Below are 23,348 nucleotides of genomic sequence, written 5' to 3'. Positions count from 1 at the left end.
CCTACCCATGCGTCTCTCTGAACTCCTCCGGCAGAATGGTTCCGTTCTGTCGCCTTCCGTTGACCCTGAAATCTGCGCGGTAACAGCAGACAGCAGACAGGTCCGGCCGGGCACACTGTTTTTTGCTCTCCGGGGCGCGAAACAGGACGGAGCAGCCTTCATTCCTCAAGCGGTCGCAAATGGTGCAGTTGCCGTTGTTGCAGATCATCCGGCGCAAGCTGATGTTCCCGTTCTGCTAACTCCTGACGCCAAACACCTGCTCGCATTAACGGCTGTAACGCTTGCAGGTCCACAGCCGACCTGCATTGCAGCAGTAACCGGAACAAACGGCAAAAGCAGCACGGCAGAATTTCTTCGCCAGATCTGGACGCTTCAGGGCTTCAAGGCGGCCAGCCTTGGAACTCTGGGGCTGATTGCCAACGTTGACGTCCCGCCTCCGCCATCACTGACAACACCAGATCCCGTTTCACTGGCCAAGACACTTGCCTCTTTGGCGCAGTACGGTGTGGATCATGTTGCACTCGAAGCCTCATCGCATGGACTGGAGCAGCACCGCCTTGATGGCGTTACGCTTAACGCAGCGGGCTTTTCAAATCTGACGCGTGACCATCTGGATTACCACGGCACGATTACAGCCTATCGCACTGCCAAACTGCGTCTTTTTGAAGAACTTTTGCCAACTAGTGGTATTGCTGCGGTCAATGCGGATATGGATCCTGAGACGCTCAACGCGTTGCAGGCACTGGCAGCCCAGCGCGCCATGACACTTCGCACAGTCGGCAAAACAGGGACAGCCCTGCGCCTTCTCGAAACAACTCCGACACCTACCGGTCAGATTGTTCGGCTCTCCCTCTACGGCGAAGAGCTTCCAGAAATGACCTTGGCATTACCCGGCCTGTTCCAGGCCGATAATGCCATGCTGGCAGCCGCGATGTGCTGGCAGGATGAAAGCACAGCACGAAGCGTGGTAGATTACCTGCCGCAGTTGGTCGGTGTGCGCGGACGATGTGAACGTGCTGTTGAGCTTTCCAATGGAGCCGCAGCCTACGTCGATTATGCCCACACGCCGGATGCACTGGAACGCGTTCTAGCGAGCCTCCGGCCACACACCAAAGGACGGCTTATTGTGGTGTTCGGTGCGGGCGGCGATCGTGATCGTGGCAAGCGCCCGTTAATGGGCGAAGTTGCAGCGCGCATGGCGGACCTGGCGATTGTCACAGACGATAACCCGCGCACGGAAGATCCGCAGAGTATCCGTTCCGCCATCCATGCGGCCTGCCCAGAAGCGCACGAAATCGGAGACCGCAGGTCTGCGATCGCCGCAGGGTTGGACGCGCTTCAGCCGGGGGACATTCTGGTTGTTGCTGGCAAGGGTCATGAGCAGGGACAGATTGTTGGTCAAACCGTTCTTCCGTTCGATGACCGCAGCGTTATCCGTGAACTCGCAGGTGCAGCATGAACGTTCTCTGGACATCCGAAGAGCTTCGTGATGCGACAAATGGCCGCCTTGAAGCTGAGGTTGCCGTCACCGGAATTTCCATCGATACGCGGACACTGAAATCTGGCGACCTGTTCATCGCACTTAAGGGCGATGCCAGTGATGGCCACGCTCACATCGCGCAGGCCCTTGATGCCGGGGCAGCGTGTGTAATGGTGCATGACACCAGAGGCCTGACAGATCCACGCCTCCTGATCGTTGCCGATACGATGACGAGTCTGGAGGCACTGGGACGCTTCGCACGCGCACGCTTTGATGGAAAAGTCGTTGCGATTACTGGCAGCGTCGGCAAGACCACGACGAAAGACATGCTCCGCACCGCACTTTCTGCGCTCGGGCCGACACATGCTGCCATCGCCTCCTACAATAATCACTGGGGCGTCCCTCTCACCTTAGCGCGCCTCCCCCGCGATGCACGTTTTTGCGTGAGTGAGATTGGCATGAACCATGTGGGGGAAATTGCCCCCTTGGCTGCGCAGGTTCGCCCGGACGTCGGGATCATTACCACCATCGGAACAGCACATCTGGGCCACATGGGAAGCGTGGAAGAAATCGCGCGTGAAAAATCCCAACTCTTCAGCGCATTACCACCACACGGGACGGCCATTGCTCCGGACGATGCTGTAGGGCAAGACCTGTTTCAGGCAGCCCTCCCTGCCCATGCATCTCTTTGGTTAAGCGGCTTTTCTGCTGCCGCCCAAGTCCGGTTAGAAAACTTGGTCTGCACCGCGGAAGGCAGCACTTTTACCCTGACATTACCTAATGTTCCGAGCGTGTCCGTCAGATTAACAGCTCCCGGCCGACATCTGGCGCGAAATGCCGCGCTGGCTCTCGGAGCTGTCGCAGCGCTTGGCAAAAATGTGCAGGATGCGGCTAAAGCGTTGACCGGGTTTGTTCCAGGAGCAGGCCGCGGACAGATGCGTACTGTGCTGAACGACGTGCAGTTGCTTGATGAAAGCTACAATGCATCCACGACCAGCATTCGTTCGGCGCTAGAGACTCTCTCGCTTCTTCCCGCCAAACGGCGCGTGGTCGCTCTGGGAGACATCCGTGAGCTTGGCGCGTTCGCAGAGGCAGAACATCGTTCTCTGGCGGATGCCGTAATCGCAGCAGATGCACTGGCTTTCTGCTGTGGCACCCATATGCACGCGCTTTACGAAGTTCTTCCCGAAACCGTGCGGGGTGGTTACGCCCCGGACGCGTCTTCCCTCGCCCCCCTTCTGTGTGATGCTCTCCGTCCCGGTGACCTGCTGCTTGTCAAAGGCAGTTTGGGCAGCCGGATGCGCGATGTCATTGCGGCCCTCGATAACGCTTCCAACCCGGTCTCTGCCTGATGCTGTTCAATCTCGTCGCCTCTCATGCCTCATCGCATGGCGGGTTCTTCAACCTCTTCCATTATCTGACGTTCCGCTCGGGTTGTGCATGCCTGACGGCGCTGGTGATCTCGCTGGCGCTTGGCAACCCCTTCATTGCACAGCTCAAACGGATCCAGCGTGAAGGGCAACCTATCCGCACGCTTGGTCCGGAACGGCATATTCTGGAGAAGGCTGGCACGCCAACAATGGGCGGGATGCTGATCCTGATCGCACTGTTCTCTGCGACGCTATTGTGGGCAGACCTGACAAACGGTTTTGTCTGGGCCGTTATGCTCACGACTGCCGCATTCGGTGCCGTTGGCTTTGCAGACGACTATCTGAAGCTCTCCCGCCGTAATACGAAAGGTGTGTCCAAGCGTGTACGACTGGGATGTGAGTTTGCAGCCTCTCTCATCGCAGGCATCTGGCTCCAGCATCTGACGCCACCGGAGCTCCGTAATGCCGTCGCGTTCCCCTTCGTGAAGGATATCCTCCTTCCGCTCGGTTATGCCTTCCCACTTTTTGCGATGATTACGATCACAGGCTTCGGCAATGCCGTGAACTTCACCGATGGCCTGGATGGGCTAGCCATTGTTCCTGTCGTAATTGCAGCGCTCGTCTTTGCGCTGATTGCCTATCTCGTCGGCAATCATGTTTTTGCTGATTACCTCCAGCTTCATCCTGTTCCGGGCACCGGAGAACTGGCTGTGTTCTGCGCCGCACTGATTGGAGCAGGGCTTGGCTTCCTGTGGTTCAATGCACCCCCGGCTGCCGTTTTTATGGGTGATACAGGCTCCCTGTCCCTCGGGGGCGCACTCGGTGCCGTTGCTGTTGCCGTCAAGCATGAGCTTGTTCTGTGCATTGTTGGCGGTGTGTTTGTCGCAGAAACACTCTCCGTCGTGATCCAGATTTTCTGGTTCAAGCGTACAGGCCGGCGTGTGTTCCTCATGGCACCGTTGCACCATCACTTTGAAAAGAAGGGCTGGCAGGAACCGAAGATCGTCGTACGATTCTGGATTGTCTCCATTGTTCTGGGGCTGTGTGGTCTGGCCACGCTGAAATTGAGATGACAGGCTTTCCGACAGATCTTCTCGCAGGCGAGCACTATGCGGTTTGCGGTCTTGGTCGTAACGGTGCGGCCGTAGTCCGCGCGTTGCTGAACATGGGTGCCGAGGTTCAGGCATGGGACGATAATAACCCGTCCCTGCCCTCTCATGAGCGACTGACACTTGCACCACTGACAGACCTTTCCGGCATGACAGCGCTCGTCCTGTCTCCTGGTATTCCGCATATTCTGCCTAAGCCGCATCCCGTGGCCGAACTGGCTCGCGCTCAGAATGTGCAGATCCTGTCAGATGCAGAATTGCTTTATCGCAATGTTCGCAAAGCCGGATCCAAAGCGCATTTTGCAGCCATAACCGGTACAAACGGAAAATCCACAACAACAGCTCTGCTGGCTCATCTCCTGCAATCCGCCGGGGTTCCCTGTGTCGCGGGCGGCAATCTGGGCACTGCGTCTCTGGCACTTCCTCTTCTGGCTGATACCGGCATCTACGTTATTGAGATGTCGTCATACATGCTGGACCGGCTGGATCAGTTCCACGCTGCGACTGCCTGCCTGTTAAACATTACACCGGACCATCTTGATCGTCATGGAGACATGGATGGCTATGCGGCAGCGAAAGCGCATGTCTTCGACAACATGACGTCTGAAGATCTGGCGGCCATCGGCGAAGACGATCCATGGTGCCTGACGATCGCCGAGAAAATTGCGTCACGAGGAATTCCCGTCACGATGCTGGCGCCGGATGCGGTTCCATCCTTTGACGGCCCTGCACTCCCCGGACGGCACAACCGTCAGAACGTCGCAGCGGCTTGGGCGATGGCAAAGCATCTTGGTTTGAGCGACACGGCTATTCGTGATGGATTGGCCTCATTTCCCGGTCTGGAACACCGGCTGCAAAAGGTAGCCGAGCGGGATGGTGTGGCGTTCATCAACGATAGCAAAGCAACTAATGCCGAAGCTGCGTCCAAGGCGCTTGGGTCCTACGACCGTGTGATGTGGATTGCAGGAGGAACGGCTAAGGCGGGGGGCATCGAGATGCTTATCCCGTGGTTTGACCGCATTGCCCACGCGTTCCTCATTGGCCGAGATGCCTCTGTTCTTGCTGAAACGCTTCGAGCCAATCGCGTTCCTTACACGATGTGTGACACGCTTGATCGCGCAGTTCCCGCAGCGTTTGACGCAGCCGTGACGGCTGGTGTCAAAACTGTTCTTCTGTCTCCGGCCTGTGCAAGTTTTGATCAGTTTCGCAGTTTTGAGGATCGTGGGTCACACTTTCTCCAGATTTGCGATAATATTGTGAAATCAGGCCATTCGGGCGAAATGCTCAAAGCAAAACAGGAAGGTTGACGGTCATGGCGGGCTCCTCCCGTGTCGATTCATCGGCAATCGCCCGCTGGTGGCGCAATACCGACCGGGTCACACTCGCCTGTGTCGGAATTCTGATCGGCCTGGGTTATGTGCTGATGCTCGCGGCCAGCCCTGCCGTGGCTTCGAGAATTGGCGCGTCCCGCAACATGTTCATCCTCAAGCAGGTGATCTTTCTGGCACTGGCTGGGGCGATCGTGCTTGGTGTGTCTTATCTTTCGCGAGCGGGTGTCAAAAAGCTGGCCTTTATCGGGGGTATTCTTGCCCTTGCCGCCACAGCCATGACACTGGTGCACGGGATGGAGATCAAAGGCGCGCGCCGCTGGATCGCCCTGCCCATGATGTCCGTGCAGCCTTCAGAATTTCTAAAGCCCTGCTTTGCCGTCATGACGGGCTGGCTGCTCTCCGCGCGCCGAACGGTCGTTTTGCGGGGGAACATAGCGTTCCCCGGAATGCTGATCGCATTCGCATGCTTTGGCGTCATTCTGGCGCTCCTCAAGTCCCAGCCGGACATTGGAATGTTGTCCGTCATCACCATGGTTTTTATGACGCAGCTCTTCGTCGACGGACTGCGTCTGTATTGGGTCGGGCTTTGTGTTGCAGGCATGATTGGTGCGTTCGGCATGGCGTTCGTCATGTTCCCGCACGTGCGCTCCCGTGTTGAACGGTTCCTGCATCCGGACGTTGGCGATCACTATCAGATCGACACAGCGCTGCGTGCTTTCGGAAATGGGGGTCTGCTCGGACGTGGGCCGGGTGAAGGACGCGTCAAGGATCTGCTGCCTGATGCTCATGCCGACTTTGTTTTTGCCGTTGCTGGCGAAGAGTACGGTCTGTTGCTTTGCTTCGGCATTATCACCGTGTTCGGCATTATCGTTCTTCGCACCCTGCTGAAACTGATGCGGGAAGAAGATCCTTTTGTGATTGTCTCTGCGGCAGGCCTGGTGACAGGGTTCGGGCTACAGGCGTTCGTCAACATGGGGTCAACACTTCACCTCATCCCAACGAAGGGCATGACGCTGCCATTCATTTCGTATGGTGGGAGTTCGGCCATGTCCATTGCTCTGACCATGGGAATGGTCCTTGCCCTGACGCGCCATCACGTTGGCCCGGGCAAGATTGCCCAGCGTGTCGCCACCCCTTACATCCCCGGTTCCCTTCTTGAGAGAAACACCCCATGAAACGTCCGATTGTCGTTGCTGCCGGTGGAACCGGAGGGCATTTTTTCCCGGCTGAAGCTGTTGCAACCGTCTTGGTAGAACGTGGGCATGACCTTGTTCTCATGACGGACGCCAGACATGGGCGGCGTGAGACCGGCCTGTTCAAGGATCGGCCTCAGTACGTGCTGGACGGCGCAGGCGTGGCTGGCAAAGGCCTTGGTGGAAAAGTGCGTGGTATCACCGCGCTTCTGCGAGGCATGCTGGAAGCACGCCGGGTCCTAAAAACACTTGATGCGGCCGCTGTCGTCGGTTTTGGCGGATATCCATCCATTCCGCCGCTTCTCGCCTCTCGCATGTTGCCAAAATCGCAGCGTCCGGAAATGGTTATTCACGAAGGGAACGCGGTTCTCGGGCAGGCAAACGCCTTTCTGTCGCGCTTTTCTCCGCTCATCGCCACGTCTTATGACAGCGTTGCGCGCCTCCCGCAGGGCGCCCGCATCACTTTGACGGGCATGCCTGTTCGGGCCGGGATCGAAGCCCTGTTCGGACAACCCTATACCGCTCCGACAGAGACTGTTCGGCTCCTGGTCTGGGGTGGCTCTCTCGGTGCCCGCGTATTTTCAGATATTGTGCCACAGGCTCTGGCTGCTCTGCCGGTTGGCTTCCGCACACGTCTGCATGTCACGCAACAGGTTCGGGCGGAAGACACCGATCGCGTTCGTGCCATCTATGAAGATGCTGGTATTGCGGTTGAGGTTGAACCTTTTTTCAACGACGTTCCCGAGCGACTGAAATCAGCACACCTGGTTATTGGTCGCGCAGGTGGATCTTCTGTCGCGGAATTGGCCATGGCCGGACTTCCGTCCATTCTTGTGCCTCTGCCCATCGCAGCCTCTGACGAACAGGGCGCGAACGTCAAAGCATTACAGGATGCCGGAGCTGCCTGGATGGTTCGTCAGCCGGATTTTACATCTGCGGCCCTGACGGCTCTCGTGGCTGACCTGCTTACACACCCTGAGCGCCTTTCTGCTGCTGCTGAAGCTGCACGTCAGTTTGCTCGCCCTCATGCTGCCGCAAAAGTAGCAGACCTGATCGAAGCCGGCCTTCGGTCCTGATCATCTCTTTTTACCCTATTACCTCAAGAGTACCTGCCCCATGCGCGCCCTGCCCCTGAACATCGGAACCATTCATTTCGTCGGTATTGGCGGTATCGGAATGTCCGGCATTGCAGAAGTCCTGCACATGCTGGGCTACCGGGTTCAGGGTTCAGATATTGCGGAAAGCTCGAATGTTCAGCGTCTGCGACACGCTGGCATCCAGATCCACATCGGACATGATGCCTCCAATCTGGGTGACGCCCAGGTTGTCGTGACCTCTACCGCCGTCAAGAAAGACAACCCTGAGGTTGTTGCGGCGCGGGCAAAGCTGATCCCGGTCGTTCGTCGTGCGGAAATGCTGGCAGAACTGATGCGTCTGCGCTGGTCTGTCGCGATCGGCGGCACACACGGCAAGACCACGACGACAAGCCTTGTGGCCTGCGTTCTGGAGCATGCGAAGCTGGACCCGACCGTCATCAATGGCGGCATCATCGAGGCATACGGCACCAACACCCGTATGGGCTCCGGTGACTGGATGGTGGTGGAAGCAGACGAAAGCGACGGATCATTCCTGCGTCTGCCTGCGGTCATTGCTGTCATCACGAACATGGACCCCGAGCATCTGGATCACTGGGGTACGGAAGAAGCCATGCAGGCGGGCTATGACCAGTTCGTCTCCAACATTCCGTTCTATGGCTTTGCAGTGCTATGCGTAGATCACCCGCAGGTTCAGCAGATGATCCCGCGCCTGTCCGATCACCGCATCATCACTTACGGTTTCAGCCCGCAAGCTGATGTTCGCGCTGAGAAGGTCGTGATGGACAAGCGTGGCGCAACATTCGAGGTTGTCGTCACGAACCGCGCCCGCAACCGGACGCGTCGCGCCGGTCCGTTCCGCCTGCCAATGCTGGGCCATCATAACGTTCTGAACTCTCTGGCAGCTATCGCGGTGGCGCTGGAAATGGAAATCAGTGATTCCGTCATCGCCTCCGGCCTGGCGTCCTTCAAGGGCGTAAAGCGTCGTTTCACGCGGACGGGTGAATTCAATGGCGTGTCGATCATTGATGATTATGGTCATCATCCGGTCGAGATTGCGGCTGTCCTGAAAGCTGCCCGTCAGGCAGGCGCAAAGAACGTCATCGCCGTGGTGCAGCCACATCGTTATTCCCGCCTGAAAGGCCTGTTCGGCGAATTCTGCACCTGCATGAACGATGCTGATACCGTTATCGTGGCTGACGTGTATGCGGCTGGTGAAAGCCCGATTGATGGCGCAGATCGTGATGCGCTGGTCGAAGGCCTGCGGGATCGTGGACACCGCTCTGTCGTGCCATTGCCCTCACCTGAACTTCTTCCCGAAATGGTGAACGCGATTGCAAAGCCCGGCGACTATGTTGTCTGCCTCGGTGCCGGAACAATCACCCAGTGGGCACAGACCCTTCCGCAAGAGCTGGAAGCTCTGAACACCAAAAGCCCGGCGCCGGAAAGCGCTGTATGAGCGACAACTTTCCAGTTCAGGGGCTTCGCGGACGTCTGACCGCCAATGCACCGCTGGGAGCCCGCGCCTGGTTCCGCACTGGCGGCCCGGCTGACTGGCTGTTCGTGCCAGAAGACGCCGATGATCTGGCTGATCTGCTGCGGAACCGCCCCGTCGACATGCCCCTGACAGTTCTGGGCGCATGCTCAAATGTCATCATCCGCGATGGTGGTATTGAAGGCGTGGTGGTCCGGCTGGCCCGTGGTTTCTCGGACATTGAAGTCCAGACTGATGGCCTGGTAGTGGGTGCCGCGGCTCTGGATGTCACGGTAGCCGAGCACAGTGCCGCGGCTGGACTGGCTGGACTGGAGTTTCTCGTCGGCATTCCTGGGTCCGTTGGCGGGGCTGTGCGCATGAATGCTGGCGCTTATGGTTCGGACATCAATGCCGTTCTCGATTGGGCGGATATTCTCACGTCAGACGGCGAGTTGCGTCGCCTCACCTGTAAAGACCTGGGCTTTGCGTACCGTCATTCGGACTTGCCGGAAGGCGCTATTGTCATCCGGGCTAGACTGCGGGGCACACCAGACGTGCCAGACGCCGTTCGGGAACGCCTTGCAGAAATTCGTGCCTCTCGCGAAGCGTCCCAGCCTGTTCGTGCCCGCACTGGTGGCTCAACGTTTCGTAACCCGGAGGGTCACAAAGCCTGGGCGCTGATTGATGAAGCAGGTTGCCGTGGCCTGACGCTGGGTGGCGCTCAGGTCAGTGAGAAGCATTGCAACTTCCTGCTGAACATTGGTGATGCCAGTAGCGAACAGCTTGAAACGCTTGGGGAAACTGTTCGCAAGAAAGTTCTGGACCATAGCGGGATTGACCTGCACTGGGAGATCAGACGCATTGGTCGTCGTGACGTAGGAGAGAAGACAGTATGAAGGTCGCAGTTTTATATGGCGGTACGTCCAGCGAGCGACCTGTCAGCCTTGTCAGTGGCAATGCAGCCATCTCTGCCCTGCGTGAGAAAGGGCATGAGGTAACGCCAGTCGATGTCGGTGCCGATATTGCCGTCACCATTCAGGCTCTAAAAGCGGCCACCCCTGACGTCGTCTTCAATGCATTGCATGGTCCCAAAGGCGAAGATGGCGCCATTCAGGGTGTGCTGGAATGGATGGGACTTCCGTACACACACTCCGGCATCCGCGCCTCTGCTGTCGCAATGGACAAGGGGGCAACCCGCATGCTGCTCGCCGCAGCGGGACTTCCCATTGCGGAAGGCCGTGTCATCACGCCTGAAGAACTGGCGGAAGCAGACCCACTGCCCGTGCCGTATGTTGTGAAGCCCGTTGCGGAAGGATCGTCGGTCGGCGTTGAAATCATCCGCCAGGGCGACAACCGTCGTGCCGAAATTGCAAAAAATTGGCGCTTCGGCAAAGAAGCTCTTGTTGAAGCCTTCGTGCCGGGCCGTGAGCTGACTGCGGGCGTGATGGGTGATCGCGCTCTGGCCGTAACTGACATTTTGCCTGCCGAAACGGCTGCATTCTACGATTTCGAAGCAAAGTACAAAGCTGGTGGCTCCCGGCACGTCGTTCCGGCAGAGCTGCCAGAAAGCGTGACGGAGCGTGCACTGGATTACGCTCTGCGTGCTCATCAGATTCTTGGGTGTTCTGGCGCCAGCAGAACGGATTTCCGCTACGATGACGAGACAGACACTCTGATCGTTCTCGAGGTTAACACGCAGCCCGGCATGACCCCGACCTCATTGCTGCCGGAACAGGCTGCGTATTGCGGCATCTCCTACCCGGATCTTTGTAACTGGCTGGTTCAGGAGGCACTGACCCGCTGATGCGCAGGGACTCCCGCCCTCAGGAACCCGATTTCCGACGTGACCCGGCTTTCCGCCCGGCGCCGATGCCGCCTTACGAAGACCGGCCGTCACGGACGAAACTGTTCCTGCGCCGTCAACGGAAACTGATTCGCCCCGGAATCGTATTCCTTGTCGTGGTCGGACTGGGAGGAGTAGGAGCGCGCCTTCTGTATGACGCAGCGTCAGAGGAGCGTTTTGCTCCGCTAAGAGCCAAACTTGTGGCTATGGAGCCACTGCCTATCCGGCACGTCATCATCAATGGTCGTGGCATGACCAGCGAAGCATCAATTTACGAAGCCCTGGGAACAAGTACTGGCCACCCAATTTTCGGTTTTTCTGTTGAAGCCGCACGCCAGCGCATTGATGAACTTCCCTTCGTGGATCATGCGACCGTCGAGCGGCGGATGCCGGATACGATCATCATTAACCTGACCGAACGTACACCCATCGCCGTCTGGCAAACACATGGGCATTTTTCGCTCATTAATCAGGCCGGCGAAGAAGTTCCCGATCAGGGCATGACAGGCAAGAATGCTCAGGCATTCCTTCAGCTACCGCTTGTCGTTGGCGATGGTGCCAATACTGCCGCGTCCGTCGTCATTGACGCTTTAGCCAAACAGCCGGATGTCAAATCCCGTGTGACTGCTCTCATTCGTGTGGGAAACAGGCGCTGGAATGTGACCCTGAAAGACGGGACAACTGTCATGCTCCCCGAAGGCGAAGAGGCCGCAGCGTTTGCACGTCTCGCGCAATACCAGACAAGCATGAACCTGCTGGATCGTCCTGTCGTCTCGATTGACATGCGCCTTCCAGATCGCATGGTCATTCATCAGACACCTGCGCCCACACCTCCTCCTGACGCACCCAAAACAGACACCGCCCCTCCTTCTGACAGCAGCCAGACGACACAGCAGCCATGACCGATCTTACACCAACGTCCGATCTTCCGGCCTTTCGCCGCCGGGGTGGTCTGCGGGGCCGGTCCCTGATCCCTGTGGGCGGCGAACGCGAAGTTGCGCTGAACCGCGCATCACGTGAAATCCTGCCGCTGCCTCCGGAAGAGACATCCAAACCTCGCGTCTGGCGCAATGGCGTTTTCGGTGCGCTGGATATCGGCACGACGAAAATGACCTGCCTCATTGGCAAGGGTGAGCCGGATGGTTCCATTCAGGTTCTGGGTTATGGCTGGCGGCGCTCTCACGGCATTCGATCTGGATCGATCGTCGATATTCGTGAAGCCGAAGCTGCCATTCGTGCCACTGTTGGCCAGGCGGAGGAAGCTGCAGAACGCCGCATGGATTCACTGGTCGTCAATCTGTCCTGCGGTCATCCCCGAAGCCGCCTGATCGATGCCCATATGCCCATCGGTGGCCGTGAAGTCACGGATGGAGATGTTCAGCGCCTGATCACGGACGGTCAGGCCCGCGCATGGTCAGAAGGTCGGGACGTCATCCATACGCTTCCCATCGGGTATGTCGTTGACTCCATGCCTGGCATTGCTGATCCGCGTGGCCATCAGTGTGAACAGCTGGCGACGAAACTGCACGTTGTTGACATGAACTCCAGTGCTCTCCGCACACTGGATACCGTTCTTCAGCATTCAGAGCTCAAACTCGACGGACTGGTTTCCAGCCCCTTTGCCTCTGGCGTTGCCGTGCTGGCTGACGAAGAACGTGATTTAGGCGTTACCGTCGTGGAAATGGGAGGCGGAACCACCTCTCTTGCAGTTTTCTGTGAAGGCCGACTGATCCATACGGCGCAAATTCCTGTTGGTGGCCTTCATGTTACCCGTGATATTGCGGGCGTTCTTTCGACGTCTCTGGAAACTGCAGAACGCCTGAAAACCATGTATGGTGCGGCACAACTTGGATCCGACGATCAACGTGAAATCCTGTCCGTGCCCCTCATTGGGGAAGGCCGGGACCGTTTGGCCCGTATTCCGCGCTCGAAAGTGATCTCCGTTATTCAGCCTCGCGTTGAAGAGACACTTGAACTTGTGCGCCATGCTCTGGACAATGCAGGTCTGGGGCGTCTCGCCAACGGGCGTGTCGTTCTGACAGGCGGAGCTTCCCTGATGGAAGGCATCGTGCCTGTCGCCACACGCATTCTTGCCCGGCCGGTTCGCATGGGCAAACCACTGAACGTTCATGGCCTGCCGGAGACTGCTGCAGCTTCGGCCGGTTTTTCCACCGCTGCGGGGCTTCTGGCCTGGGCAGCGGGCGCAGATCGGGACTTTGGGGACATTTCAACCCCGGAACCTCGATCTGGCAGCCTTCTGAAACGTCTCGTGGGGTTCATCCGCGACCGTGGATGAGCTACACAGAAAATAACGCCCTTTTTTCCGTTGCTTCCTCGCAGTTCCGGACCTGATCATGACTTTGAACCTTACCCCGACCCCGAACTCTCACGTTGAACTGGCCCCGCGCATTACCGTCGTCGGTGTTGGTGGTGGTGGCACGAATGCCGTCAACAACATGATCGATTCGGAGCTCAAGGGCGTCGAGTTCGTTGTTGCCAACACGGATGCGCAGCAGCTCGCCCACTCCAAGGCTGAACGCCGCGTCCAGCTTGGCCCCCATCTGACACGCGGCCTCGGCGCAGGCGCCAAGCCGGAAATCGGCCGCGAAGCTGCTGAAGAAGCTGCACAGGAAATCGAGCGTCAGCTCGAAGGGGCGAATCTGGTCTTCATCACAGCCGGTATGGGCGGTGGTACGGGTACGGGTGCGGCACCGGTTATCGCGCGCATGGCCCGTGAACGTGGCGTTCTGACAGTTGGTGTGGTGTCGAAGCCCTTCAATTTTGAAGGTCGCCGCCGCACGCTGGCTGCTGAATCCGGTATCGCCGAGCTTCAAAAGCACGTCGACACCCTGATTGTTATTCCGAACCAGAACCTGTTCAATTCCGCGAACCAGAACACGACGTTCCGTGAAGCCTTTAAAATGGCTGACAACGTCCTGAACATGGGTGTTCGCGGCATTACGGACCTGATGGTCTCTCCGGGCCTCATCAATCTCGACTTTGCGGACGTGAAGGCCGTGATGGAAGAGATGGGCAAGGCCATGATGGGCACCGGTGAAGCCACCACGGAAGATGACGGTGAAGATCGCGCCGTTGCCGCTGCCGAGCGCGCCATCTCCAACCCACTGCTTGAAGATGCGTCCATGGCTGGCGCCCGCGGCCTGCTGATCAACATCACAGGTGGTGAAGATCTGACACTTTACGAAGTGAACGCAGCTGCTGACCGTATTCGTGAAGAAGTTGCCGAAGAAGCAAACATCATCTTTGGTGCTCTGATCGATGAAAACATGAACGGACGTATTCGCGTGTCCGTTGTGGCAACGGGCATCGACACCCAGTCCAGAAATGATCCGAACAATACAGAGACGACGCCTGCGGCGGCTCCCCAGCAGGCCCCTTCTGCCTCGGCTCCACGTGATACGTCTGCTCAAAATCGTCAGGCTCCTCAGACGTTTCAGCCGGGATCAACCTACGCAGGTGGGCCGCCACGCCCGAACTTCAACCTTGACCCGAACGCGTCACAGCAGCCTGCATCGCCCGCACCAGCAGCAGAAAGCCCGGTTGCACCACCGCCACATGCGGCACCTCAACAGCCGCACGTCGCAGCCCCGCAGGACGATGCGGCGCCGCGCTCCCCTCGCGCTGGCCTGTTTTCCGAGCCGCCGCGTGCACCAGCTCCAGAAGCCCCACGCAGCATTTTCGGCCTTATGACAGGCGCTTTCCGTAGCCGTCCGGCTCCGCAGCCAGCAGCACCGCAGGCCCCGCGCACGGAGCAGAACAGCCGTGATGCATATCAGCAGGCGGATCATCATAACCCCTCCGAACAGCGCCATAACCAAGGGCCGTCTGACGGTAGCGATGATTCTACGCTCGATATCCCGACCTATCTCCGTCGCTGAATAGGCAAACTGCTTTCCTGCAAAATCCTGCGCATCGCAGGAAAGCAGTCAGGTAATATCCGGCAACAATCATTGAATGGCACTCCGGCGATGACTGGGTTTTATTATAAGCCAGTCTAAATCGTCGGGGGATTCATGCAGGTTACGCCAGCGCATCATGGAAAGTCGGTTCCAGCAGATCGAAAGGTCCGCCCGCTTCTTTCCAGCGCGTCTGACAGCACGCAGACGCATCTTTTCTCTGAGCGTCCCGATTTGAAGAACCTGCAGACAACTCTTCATTCTCCCATATCCTGCCGAGGCATCGCCCTTCACAGTGGGCTTGATGTCGATCTGGAAATTTCTCCAGCCGAAGCGGATACTGGTATCCGCTTTCAGCGGAGCGATTACCCCGGCTCTCCTTCGTTTCCCGCTCTCTATGACCGGATTATCGACACCAAACTCTCGACTGTTGTTGCCTGCAAAAATGATCCTTCTCTGCGCGTGGCAACTATTGAGCACCTGATGGCGGCACTTAACGCCTTAGAAATCGATAACGCGCTCATTTCGGTTGGTGGTCCGGAGTTACCGGTTCTGGACGGTTCGGCAGATGCGTTTGCTTTTCTGCTACGATGCGCAGGGAAGAAAACGCTAGATACGCCACGAAAAATTATCGAAATTCTTCGAAACGTCCGGGCTGAAGGCGACAACGGCGCTTTCGCCGAACTCCGCCCAGCGCAACGCGGCCTTTCTCTCGCAATTTCGTTAAATTTTGATGCTGAAGCCATTGGGTGTCAGCGCTATGCCATGCAGCTTGATCCGGCTCGCTTTCTAGAAGAAGTGTCTTTCTGCCGTACTTTTGTGAACCGGAAGGACATTTAATATCTTCAAAGTATTGGCCTCGCCCGTGGAGGCTCTCTCGACAATGCTGTCGTAGTGGATGGTAAAACCATTCTTAATCCAGCAGGTCTGAAAATCGAGCGGGAATTTGCCCGACATAAGCTTCTTGATGCTATCGGTGATCTGTATTGCTGCGGCCACCGTCTGAAAGCGGGATTCATCGGCCATAAATCTGGTCACAAAATTAATAACGAGCTTCTGCGCAGCGTTTTTTCAGATCAGAAAAACTGGCGTTTTGAAACTCTGACCTCTACCGTTTCAGCACGGGGCCACCGTCGCACACGCGTCGCAGCCTAAGGTTAAATGGCGGGTCTTTCGTCCCCGCATTCCCGTGATATAAGACGGGCTTCACGGGAAGAGCAGGTATGGCAAGCAGCACTCAGCATCATTTCGAAGTGTCCTGGAACGGACGGGGTCTTGTTCTGAAGGCTGCGGCCGTAAGCGGTTTGCTGCTTCTGTCAGGCTGTTCATTGCTTTCTCATAAGCATGAGAAGCCGGTCATTCCAAAGGCTGCTGACGCAGAGACGCTGTATAACTACGGCATCGATGCTCTTCATTCGGGCCGATATGAACTGGCGGGCGGCGAATTCGAGCTGCTTCAGCAGAACTATCCGTATTCCGGTTTCACCGGAAATGCCGAGCTGATGGAAGGCTATGCCTACTACCTGCAAGGTGAGTATGCGCTTTCGGTTCAACAGCTTGAGCGTTATCTCCAGCTACACCCGACCAGCCCTGATGCGGCCTATGCCTTCTATCTGCGCGCGCTTTGCTATTATGAGCAGATCGCTGACGTGCAGCGTGATCAGCAGGGAACGGTTGAAGCCCTTGATGCTCTGGAAGAGGTTATTACCCGCTTCCCACAGACAGCTTATGCACGTGACGCCCAGCTGAAGATCGATCTTTGCCGTGATCACCTTGCCGGCAAGGAAATGCTGGTTGGCCGCTGGTACCAACAACAGCGCAACTATGAAGCCGCAATGACGCGCTATCAGCGTGTCGTGCAGGATTTCCAGACCACCAATCACGTTGCTGAAGCGCTGGAACGCCTTGTCGAAGTCTATCTGGCTCTTGGCCTCAAAGACCAGGCACGGCAGACTGCATCCGTACTGGGCTATAACTATCCAGACAGTCAGTGGTACCGCTATGCCTATGCAAATCTGCGGGATAACAAGCTGCTGTCCAGCGAGTTCAAGCAGCCGATCAAGACGTCCAGCAAGCCGCGTGGATTCTTTTCCCGCGCCTGGCATAGCGTATTCTGATGTGAGGCGTTTGAAACACGCCTCACTACACACAACATTCCCGTCATGCTGACCCATCTCTCGATCCGTGACGTCGTTCTGATCGAAAAGCTCGATCTGACTCTGGCCGCTGGTCTCACCGTTCTGACGGGTGAGACCGGTGCTGGTAAATCCATCCTGCTCGATAGCCTTGGCCTTGCCCTCGGCGACCGTGCCAATGCTGGACTGATCCGCTCCGGGGCAGCGCAAGCTAGTGTGGCTGCCATCTTTGAAGTTCCGTCCGGGCATCCTGTTTTCACTCTTTTGAGCGAACAGGGAATCGCACTGGAAGAAGCTTCGGAGCCTCTGGTGCTGCGCCGTATCGTGACGCCTGATGGACGCTCGCGCGCTTATGTCTCGGATCAGCCGGTTGGAATTAGTCTACTGCGGCGTATCGCGTCTCAACTCGTGGAAATCCAGGGCCAGCATGAGCAGATGGGCCTCGCCGATCAGAGCACCCACCTGAATTTGCTGGATGCATTCGGCGTCAAACGGGACCTTTTGGCGCGAACCGCCACAACGTTTCATCAATGGGCCAATGCTCGCACAGCCCTCGCAAAGGCACGCTCCGAAATGGATGCTGCTGCGCGCGAGGAAGAGTGGCTGCGCGCGACCGTTGATGACCTCTCGACTTTGGCTCCTCAGGAAGGCGAAGAAGAGTCTCTTGCCGCGCTACGTGTCAGTCTTCAGCAAGATGAACGTCGCGGAGAGGCTGTTGCCGCAGCCCTTTCTGAACTGACGCCGCGTGACCGACGCTCATCGAACCCTTCCGCAGCTTTGCGGTCTGCCAGTAGAGCATTGGTCCGGCTACTGCCGTCTTCTGCAGAAACTGAAGGCAGCACCTCCACTCATCAGGCGCAGGCTCAGGAAGCTTTAGATGCGCTGGAAAAAGCTGAGGAAGCGTTAGCAGAAGCAGAAATGCTGCTAACGCGTCTTGCTGCCGATACGGAGAGCGACCCACGGCTGCTGGAAGAGACAGAAGAGCGTCTTTTCTCCCTGCGGGCCGAAGCCAGAAAACATAACGTCTCGGTCGCTGAACTGCCGTCCTTTCTGGCGTCTCTGAAAAGCCGTTTGGCTGCACTCGATTCGGGGAATGCCGAACTGTCACGGCTTGAAATCGCTTTGACAGAAGCGCGGCTGGCCTATGAAGAAGCCGCGAAAGCTCTGTCCAAGGCGCGCGAACACTCTGCTCAAAAACTGGAGCAGGCCGTCAGCCGTGAGTTGAAGCCGGTCAAACTTGAACGTGCCCGTTTTATTGTCTCGCTGCTCCCGCTCGCACCAGAACAATGGAACAGCCGCGGCATGGAGCAATCCTCTTTTCTTATCGCGGCAAACCCCGGTCAGGCGCCCGGTCCTTTGGCCAAAGTGGCCTCTGGGGGTGAACTATCGCGTCTGATGCTTGCGCTGAAGGTTGTGCTGGCCCAGCGCTCTGACGTTGGAACACTGGTCTTTGACGAGGTGGATTCTGGCGTTGGCGGCGCAACCGCATCATCAATCGGCGACCGGCTTCACAAGGTCGCACAGGACGTACAGGTCCTGGTCGTAACGCATAGTCCGCAGGTTGCCGCCCGAGGTGACCATCACCTGCGCATTGCCAAGCGCATCCGCAACGAGCGCACCGAGACACTTGCAGAGCCTCTTTCCCGTGAAGCCCGCCGCGAAGAAATTGCCCGAATGCTTGCGGGTGACGTCATTACTGATGCGGCACGCGGCGCCGCAGATAGCCTTCTGGAACAGACCGCATGAATTCTGCCGATCGTCACGCCGAACTTGAGACCCTGCTCGCCCGATGGGACGAGGCCTATCACGGCAAGGACGACCCGGAGGTTTCTGACGCAGAATATGACGCTGCCCGGCGTGAGCTTCTGGAACTGGAAGACGCCAACCCTGAGCTTCGCCGTGAGGGAGGAGCAAGCGAGCGCGTAGGCGCCCTACCCGACTCGGCTTTTGGAAAACACCGTCACCTTGTTCCGATGCTGTCTCTGGATAACGTCTTTGGGACTGACGGATTTGAAGGATTTGTTTCCCGCGCCGGTCGCTTTCTGGGACTGAATGACGACGGCATTCAAGCCCTTCAATTTGTTGCCGAGCCCAAAATTGACGGTCTGTCTATCAACCTGACGTATGAAAATCGAAAATTCGTCCGGGGCGTCACGCGTGGAAACGGTATTGAGGGTGAAGACGTCACGGCTAATCTGCTGACGCTCAAGGATATTCCACACACTCTCCCTGATGATGCACCAGATGTCATAGAAATCCGTGGTGAAGTTTTCCTCTCAAAGAAGAACTTCCTGACCCTGAATGAGCAACAGACAGAACGCGGAATCAAACCGTTCGCCAATCCGCGAAATGCCGCAGCAGGATCTCTTCGACAGCTAGACCCGGAAATCACACGCAACCGACCCTTGTCCCTGTTCGCCTACGCTCAGGGTTACGCATCGTCTGCTGTGAGCGAAACACATTCAGGATATCTTGAGGCCCTGACACGTTGGGGCTTCACGGTTAATCCCCTGTCCGAACTGATCGAACATGCCCGGGATATCCCCGCGTATGTGGACAGGCTCGCTCGCGATCGCTCCGGCCTCGATTATGATATTGATGGCATTGTCTTCAAACTGAACGATATTACCCTCCAGAACCGGCTGGGATTTGCAGGTCGTGCACCGCGTTGGGCCATCGCCTGGAAGTTCCCGGCTGAACAGGCCATCACCCGGCTGCTGCGGATTGAAATTCAGGTCGGACGAACTGGCGCGTTGACCCCTGTAGCTCATCTGGAGCCCGTCAATGTTGGTGGCGTGATTGTTTCGCGCGCAACCCTGCACAACGAAGACGAAATCGCCCGTAAGGACGTTCGTGATGGCGATCTGGTTCGCCTTCAACGTGCCGGAGACGTCATTCCACAAATTCTGGGCGTTGTGGAAAGCGATGAGCCACGCAGCCCGCGATATGTCTTCCCTGATCATTGCCCGGTCTGCGGATCACTGGCTGAGCGTGTTCATGGAGAAGCAGTGCGCCGCTGTACCGGCGGACTGACCTGTGAGGCACAGGTCGTGGAACGCCTCATTCACATGGTGTCACGAGGCGCGTTCGACATTGATGGCCTCGGAGACCGCAGCATCCGAGAATTTCATGCTGCGGGCTACGTCCTGCGCCCAGGAGATATTTTTCGCCTGAGCGCATATCAGGATGAACTTCAGAAACGGGACGGCTGGGGAGAGCTCTCGGTCAGGAATCTTCTTCAGGCGATTGATGAGCGACGGACCATATCTCTGGCCAGGCTCATTTTCGGTCTTGGAATTCGCCGGATCGGGGAGCGTAACGCCCAGCTTCTTGCGCGGCATTACGGCACCTTTGAAGCCTGGCGCGACGCAATGGTAGCCGCGAACGCGGGCAGTGAAGAGCGGGAAGCGTTAGATTCCATCATGGGCGTCGGTGGTGCGATTGCAGACGAACTGGTCGCATTCTTTTCAGAAGCCCACAACGTCGAAACTCTTGATGATCTGCGGCAGCAACTTCACACAATTGAAGCAGAAGAAGCACCGTCCGAAGGTCACCTCTCAGGCAAAACCATCGTCTTCACTGGCACCCTGACCACAATGACCCGCCCTGAAGCAAAAGCGATCGCGGAGCGTCTTGGGGCACAGGTAACCGATAGTGTTTCCAAAAAGACGTCTCTGGTTGTGCTGGGAGAAAAAGCGGGATCAAAAGCAAAGAAGGCTGCTGATCTGGGGCTTGAAACTGTTGACGAAGCCGGTTGGAGAACATTGGCAGGGATTTGACAGTTTTAAGACATTGAGGACCTGCATGGCTGCCACCCGAAGATAATTGGCGTGTTCTGGTGTCTTCGGAGTATGATGCCGCCTGCATGCAAGTTTCTTCTTACACCCAGCACATGATTGTTCTTCTCCTGCTGGGCCTTCTCGCGACCGTCGTCCTGATCGCGGTCTCCATCCTGATCTCTCTTTCAGAGATTTCCTTTGCCGCAGCTCGTGACGTCAGGCTTCGCTCGAAAGCAGAAGCCGGCGATCCACGAGCTGTTGCCTTCCTGAAGCTCCGTCGCAACAGCGGGCAGGTCATTACTGTCCTGCAGATCTGCCTGAATGCCGTTGGCGTTCTTGGCGGCATCATCAGCGAATCGATGTTGAGCGAGCCCATCGCAGACGGCTTCCAGCTCATGGGCTTTTCACCGTCTCTTTCGGCAAAAGGCGGCTCGGCCTGCTCCTTCATTCTTATTACGGGACTTTTCGTCCTGTTCGCGGATCTGCTTCCCAAGCGGATTGCGATGAATGCGCCGGATCGGATCGCTCTTAAGGTTGGGTGGTTCCCTGCCTTGGCGTTGAAGGTCCTGTATCCTGCGGTCTGGGTCTTTTCGCGCGTATCCGATGTGCTTCTGCGCGTGATGAAAATCCCAGCTGCGGCCACTGTCGAACCTGTAACGCCTGAAGATCTGCGCGCTATTCTCGCTGCAGGCACAGCCTCTGGTATCCTGCTGGAGCAGGAACATCAGATGATTCAGAATGTTCTGGGCCTTCAGGATCGCTCCGTAACGTCCGCCATGACCCCGCGTGATGAGATCGTCTTTCTGGACGTTCAGGAGACACCGGAGAGCCAGCGGGATAAGGTTCGCGTGCGTCCCTACTCCCGTTATCCCCTTTGCGATGGCGGTCTGGATCGCGTGATCGGATCTATTCGCGCAGAAGACGTTCTGGTTGCGGTTGTGGATGAGCCGCAATCCAAGGAGAGCCTGACGCCCGTCGCCAGCCAGATCTTCAAGATGCGCCGGGATGTCTTGTCCCTGCCCGACACGCTGAACTTGTGGGAAACTCTCGCGCAGTTTGATGCTCATTCCGCAGGCTTTGCACTGATCGTGAATGAGTACGGACTGGTCGTGGGCCTCATCACCTACAAGGACATCATGGGCGCCCTGATGGATGGTCTGGTCAGCCCATTTGAGGAGCAGGCCATTGTCCGCCGTGATGCCAACTCCTGGCTCATCGATGGCGCAGCCCCAATTGGTGACGTTATTCGCGAATTGGATATCCCAATTTTCGACGATGCCCAGAATTTCGATACCGTTGGTGGCTTCGTGATGAATCGCCTACGTCGCATGGCCCGAAAGGCGGATAGCGTCGAATCTTCAGGCTTCCGATTCGAAGTTGTGGACGTTGAAGGTTTCCGGATTAACCAGCTTCTGGTGACACGCCTCTAACAGGAAACCTTTCTTCCAAGCATGGAGGCTGATTAAGATCGCACAATGCGTTCTGCAGGACATGGTTCCTGCCTCAGCCTTGGAAGATTGCTCCTTTGCCTGATTTTCAGCACTCAGCTCTGATTATCGTCGACGTCCAGAATGATTTTTTGCCTCATGGAGCCTTAGCTGTTCCAAGAGGCGATGAAATCATCGCCCAGGTTAATGCCCTGTCCCATCTTGGCTTTGGGGCTGTAATTGCCACTCAGGACTGGCATCCCGCAAATCACTGCTCTTTCGCGCCACAAGGCGGACCTTGGCCCGAACATTGTGTTGCAGTGTCGTCAGGTGCCGATTTTCCAAAATCTCTCGACCTTAGCCCGATCAGCCATATCTTTCACAAAGGAATGGCGCAGAATCGGGATAGCTATTCAGCGTTCTTCGACAATGACCATGTCACCTCTACGGGCCTGAATGCGCTCCTCAGCGGCCTTTCCATCAACCATGTTGTGATCTGTGGCTTGGCCCTTGATTTCTGTGTCGCGGCAACTGCCGAGGACGCCATGCGCTGTGGCTTTAGGACAGACATCGCGCTTGAGGCCTGTCGTGGCATCAACCCAGACCAAAGCGCCCTCCTCCAGAAACTGAGGAGCAACGGAATCACTTTGTCTGACTGAACGAACTCGGCTGGAGAGGACACTACATATGAAACTGAAATTATTCGCAGCGATGTTACCCCTTATCGCACTCTCCACCTCATTTGCGTCTGCAGAAGTCCCAACGACACAGGAACTCCTGAGCCGTTCGGGCTTCAAGGAGGCCTATAAAAGCATGATTACATTGCCGGCCTGGGTTGTATCAGGACAGGGCACATCAACGCCTGTGGAATATTTTTCTCAGAATGGAAAACGCTATGCACTGGGTCACATGTGCAAACCCCACGACTGTGCGGCGCAGCAGCTCGAAATCGTAATGGCAAACGACCATTCAGGTGCATGGGGGCTTTTGTCGATTAAGGCTAACAGCGCCTTGAAGCAGACTCTTCTCGGATCACCAGAACCAGCAATGGAAAAGGTTCTTCGAGATGCCTATAGCAAGAATAATCCTGCCAACTAATTTTTTGAAGATTGCTAGGCGCGCGGCGCTGCTGTTAAGCAGGCTGGCGCGCCCTGCTGGATTCGAACCAGCGACCCACAGCTTAGAAGGCTGTTGCT

At 57.1% G+C, this 23,348-nt stretch carries 18 protein-coding genes and 1 pseudogene; all 19 read left to right on the top strand.

Annotation, left to right across the window (positions count from 1 at the left end; genetic code table 11):
- Positions 1 to 7: 7 nt before the first annotated feature.
- The 19 genes and pseudogenes from ABF979_RS06305 (at position 8) to ABF979_RS06215 (ending at position 23,250) form a co-directional block, all read left to right on the top strand.
- Positions 8 to 1,459 carry a UDP-N-acetylmuramoyl-L-alanyl-D-glutamate--2,6-diaminopimelate ligase gene (locus ABF979_RS06305; protein ID WP_415558584.1) on the top strand — a complete coding sequence of 484 codons (1,452 nt, stop codon included), beginning with the start codon at positions 8 to 10 and terminating at the stop codon, positions 1,457 to 1,459.
- Complete coding sequence (locus ABF979_RS06300) at positions 1,456 to 2,832, top strand: UDP-N-acetylmuramoyl-tripeptide--D-alanyl-D-alanine ligase (protein ID WP_415558582.1); 1,377 nt, start codon at positions 1,456 to 1,458, stop codon at positions 2,830 to 2,832. The genes ABF979_RS06305 and ABF979_RS06300 overlap by 4 nt, the downstream gene beginning before the upstream one ends.
- On the top strand, positions 2,832 to 3,923 hold the full coding sequence (gene mraY / locus ABF979_RS06295; RefSeq protein ID WP_064273099.1) for a phospho-N-acetylmuramoyl-pentapeptide-transferase: 1,092 nt from the start codon (positions 2,832 to 2,834) through the stop codon (positions 3,921 to 3,923). The genes ABF979_RS06300 and mraY overlap by 1 nt, the downstream gene beginning before the upstream one ends.
- Positions 3,920 to 5,266: a UDP-N-acetylmuramoyl-L-alanine--D-glutamate ligase gene (gene murD / locus ABF979_RS06290; RefSeq protein ID WP_415558580.1), complete on the top strand. Its 1,347-nt coding sequence runs from the start codon at positions 3,920 to 3,922 to the stop codon at positions 5,264 to 5,266. Before mraY ends, murD begins: the two co-directional genes overlap by 4 nt.
- A gap of 5 nt (positions 5,267 to 5,271) precedes the next feature.
- The gene (locus ABF979_RS06285) at positions 5,272 to 6,465 is read left to right on the top strand and encodes an FtsW/RodA/SpoVE family cell cycle protein (RefSeq protein WP_415558578.1); all 1,194 of its coding nucleotides are present in this window, start codon (positions 5,272 to 5,274) and stop codon (positions 6,463 to 6,465) included.
- Complete coding sequence (gene murG / locus ABF979_RS06280; protein ID WP_415558576.1) at positions 6,462 to 7,559, top strand: undecaprenyldiphospho-muramoylpentapeptide beta-N-acetylglucosaminyltransferase; 1,098 nt, start codon at positions 6,462 to 6,464, stop codon at positions 7,557 to 7,559. Before ABF979_RS06285 ends, murG begins: the two co-directional genes overlap by 4 nt.
- A 40-nt stretch (positions 7,560 to 7,599) precedes the next feature.
- Positions 7,600 to 9,036, top strand: coding sequence for a UDP-N-acetylmuramate--L-alanine ligase (gene murC, locus ABF979_RS06275; protein ID WP_415558574.1), 1,437 nt, complete (start codon positions 7,600 to 7,602; stop codon positions 9,034 to 9,036).
- On the top strand, positions 9,033 to 9,947 hold the full coding sequence (gene murB / locus ABF979_RS06270) for a UDP-N-acetylmuramate dehydrogenase (protein ID WP_415558572.1): 915 nt from the start codon (positions 9,033 to 9,035) through the stop codon (positions 9,945 to 9,947). Before murC ends, murB begins: the two co-directional genes overlap by 4 nt.
- Entirely contained in the window at positions 9,944 to 10,855 is a 912-nt protein-coding gene (locus ABF979_RS06265) for a D-alanine--D-alanine ligase (RefSeq protein ID WP_415558570.1), read from the top strand. The genes murB and ABF979_RS06265 overlap by 4 nt, the downstream gene beginning before the upstream one ends.
- Complete coding sequence (locus tag ABF979_RS06260; RefSeq protein ID WP_415558568.1) at positions 10,855 to 11,796, top strand: cell division protein FtsQ/DivIB; 942 nt, start codon at positions 10,855 to 10,857, stop codon at positions 11,794 to 11,796. Before ABF979_RS06265 ends, ABF979_RS06260 begins: the two co-directional genes overlap by 1 nt.
- Complete coding sequence (gene ftsA / locus ABF979_RS06255; RefSeq protein ID WP_046901366.1) at positions 11,793 to 13,190, top strand: cell division protein FtsA; 1,398 nt, start codon at positions 11,793 to 11,795, stop codon at positions 13,188 to 13,190. The genes ABF979_RS06260 and ftsA overlap by 4 nt, the downstream gene beginning before the upstream one ends.
- Before the next feature lie 58 nt (positions 13,191 to 13,248).
- Positions 13,249 to 14,793: a cell division protein FtsZ gene (gene ftsZ, locus ABF979_RS06250; protein WP_415558566.1), complete on the top strand. Its 1,545-nt coding sequence runs from the start codon at positions 13,249 to 13,251 to the stop codon at positions 14,791 to 14,793.
- Positions 14,794 to 14,928: 135 nt separating this feature from the next.
- Positions 14,929 to 15,966, top strand: a pseudogene (gene lpxC / locus ABF979_RS06245) (UDP-3-O-acyl-N-acetylglucosamine deacetylase).
- 68 nt (positions 15,967 to 16,034) lie between these two features.
- Positions 16,035 to 16,928: an outer membrane protein assembly factor BamD gene (locus ABF979_RS06240; protein ID WP_211516639.1), complete on the top strand. Its 894-nt coding sequence runs from the start codon at positions 16,035 to 16,037 to the stop codon at positions 16,926 to 16,928.
- A gap of 45 nt (positions 16,929 to 16,973) precedes the next feature.
- Positions 16,974 to 18,692 (top strand): DNA repair protein RecN, encoded by a 1,719-nt coding sequence (recN, locus tag ABF979_RS06235; RefSeq protein ID WP_211500632.1) that lies wholly within the window; start codon positions 16,974 to 16,976, stop codon positions 18,690 to 18,692.
- A complete protein-coding gene (gene ligA / locus ABF979_RS06230) occupies positions 18,689 to 20,725 on the top strand; it encodes an NAD-dependent DNA ligase LigA (protein WP_415558564.1) in 2,037 nt (678 codons plus the stop codon). Before recN ends, ligA begins: the two co-directional genes overlap by 4 nt.
- Before the next feature lie 86 nt (positions 20,726 to 20,811).
- Positions 20,812 to 22,155, top strand: a complete 1,344-nt coding sequence (locus ABF979_RS06225; RefSeq protein WP_046902044.1) for a hemolysin family protein — start codon at positions 20,812 to 20,814, stop codon at positions 22,153 to 22,155.
- Between the two features lie 95 nt (positions 22,156 to 22,250).
- Entirely contained in the window at positions 22,251 to 22,811 is a 561-nt protein-coding gene (locus ABF979_RS06220; protein ID WP_415558562.1) for an isochorismatase family protein, read from the top strand.
- A gap of 28 nt (positions 22,812 to 22,839) precedes the next feature.
- The gene (locus tag ABF979_RS06215) at positions 22,840 to 23,250 is read left to right on the top strand and encodes an Ivy family c-type lysozyme inhibitor (protein ID WP_415558561.1); all 411 of its coding nucleotides are present in this window, start codon (positions 22,840 to 22,842) and stop codon (positions 23,248 to 23,250) included.
- The last annotated feature ends 98 nt before the right edge of the window (positions 23,251 to 23,348 follow it).

Origin of the sequence: Gluconobacter sp., from assembly GCF_047723935.1 — a bacterium.
In the GTDB taxonomy this organism is placed as follows: Bacteria; Pseudomonadota; Alphaproteobacteria; order Acetobacterales; family Acetobacteraceae; genus Gluconobacter.
Note: the sequence above shows the minus strand (reverse complement) of the source record. Positions and strands in the feature narration are given on the sequence as shown.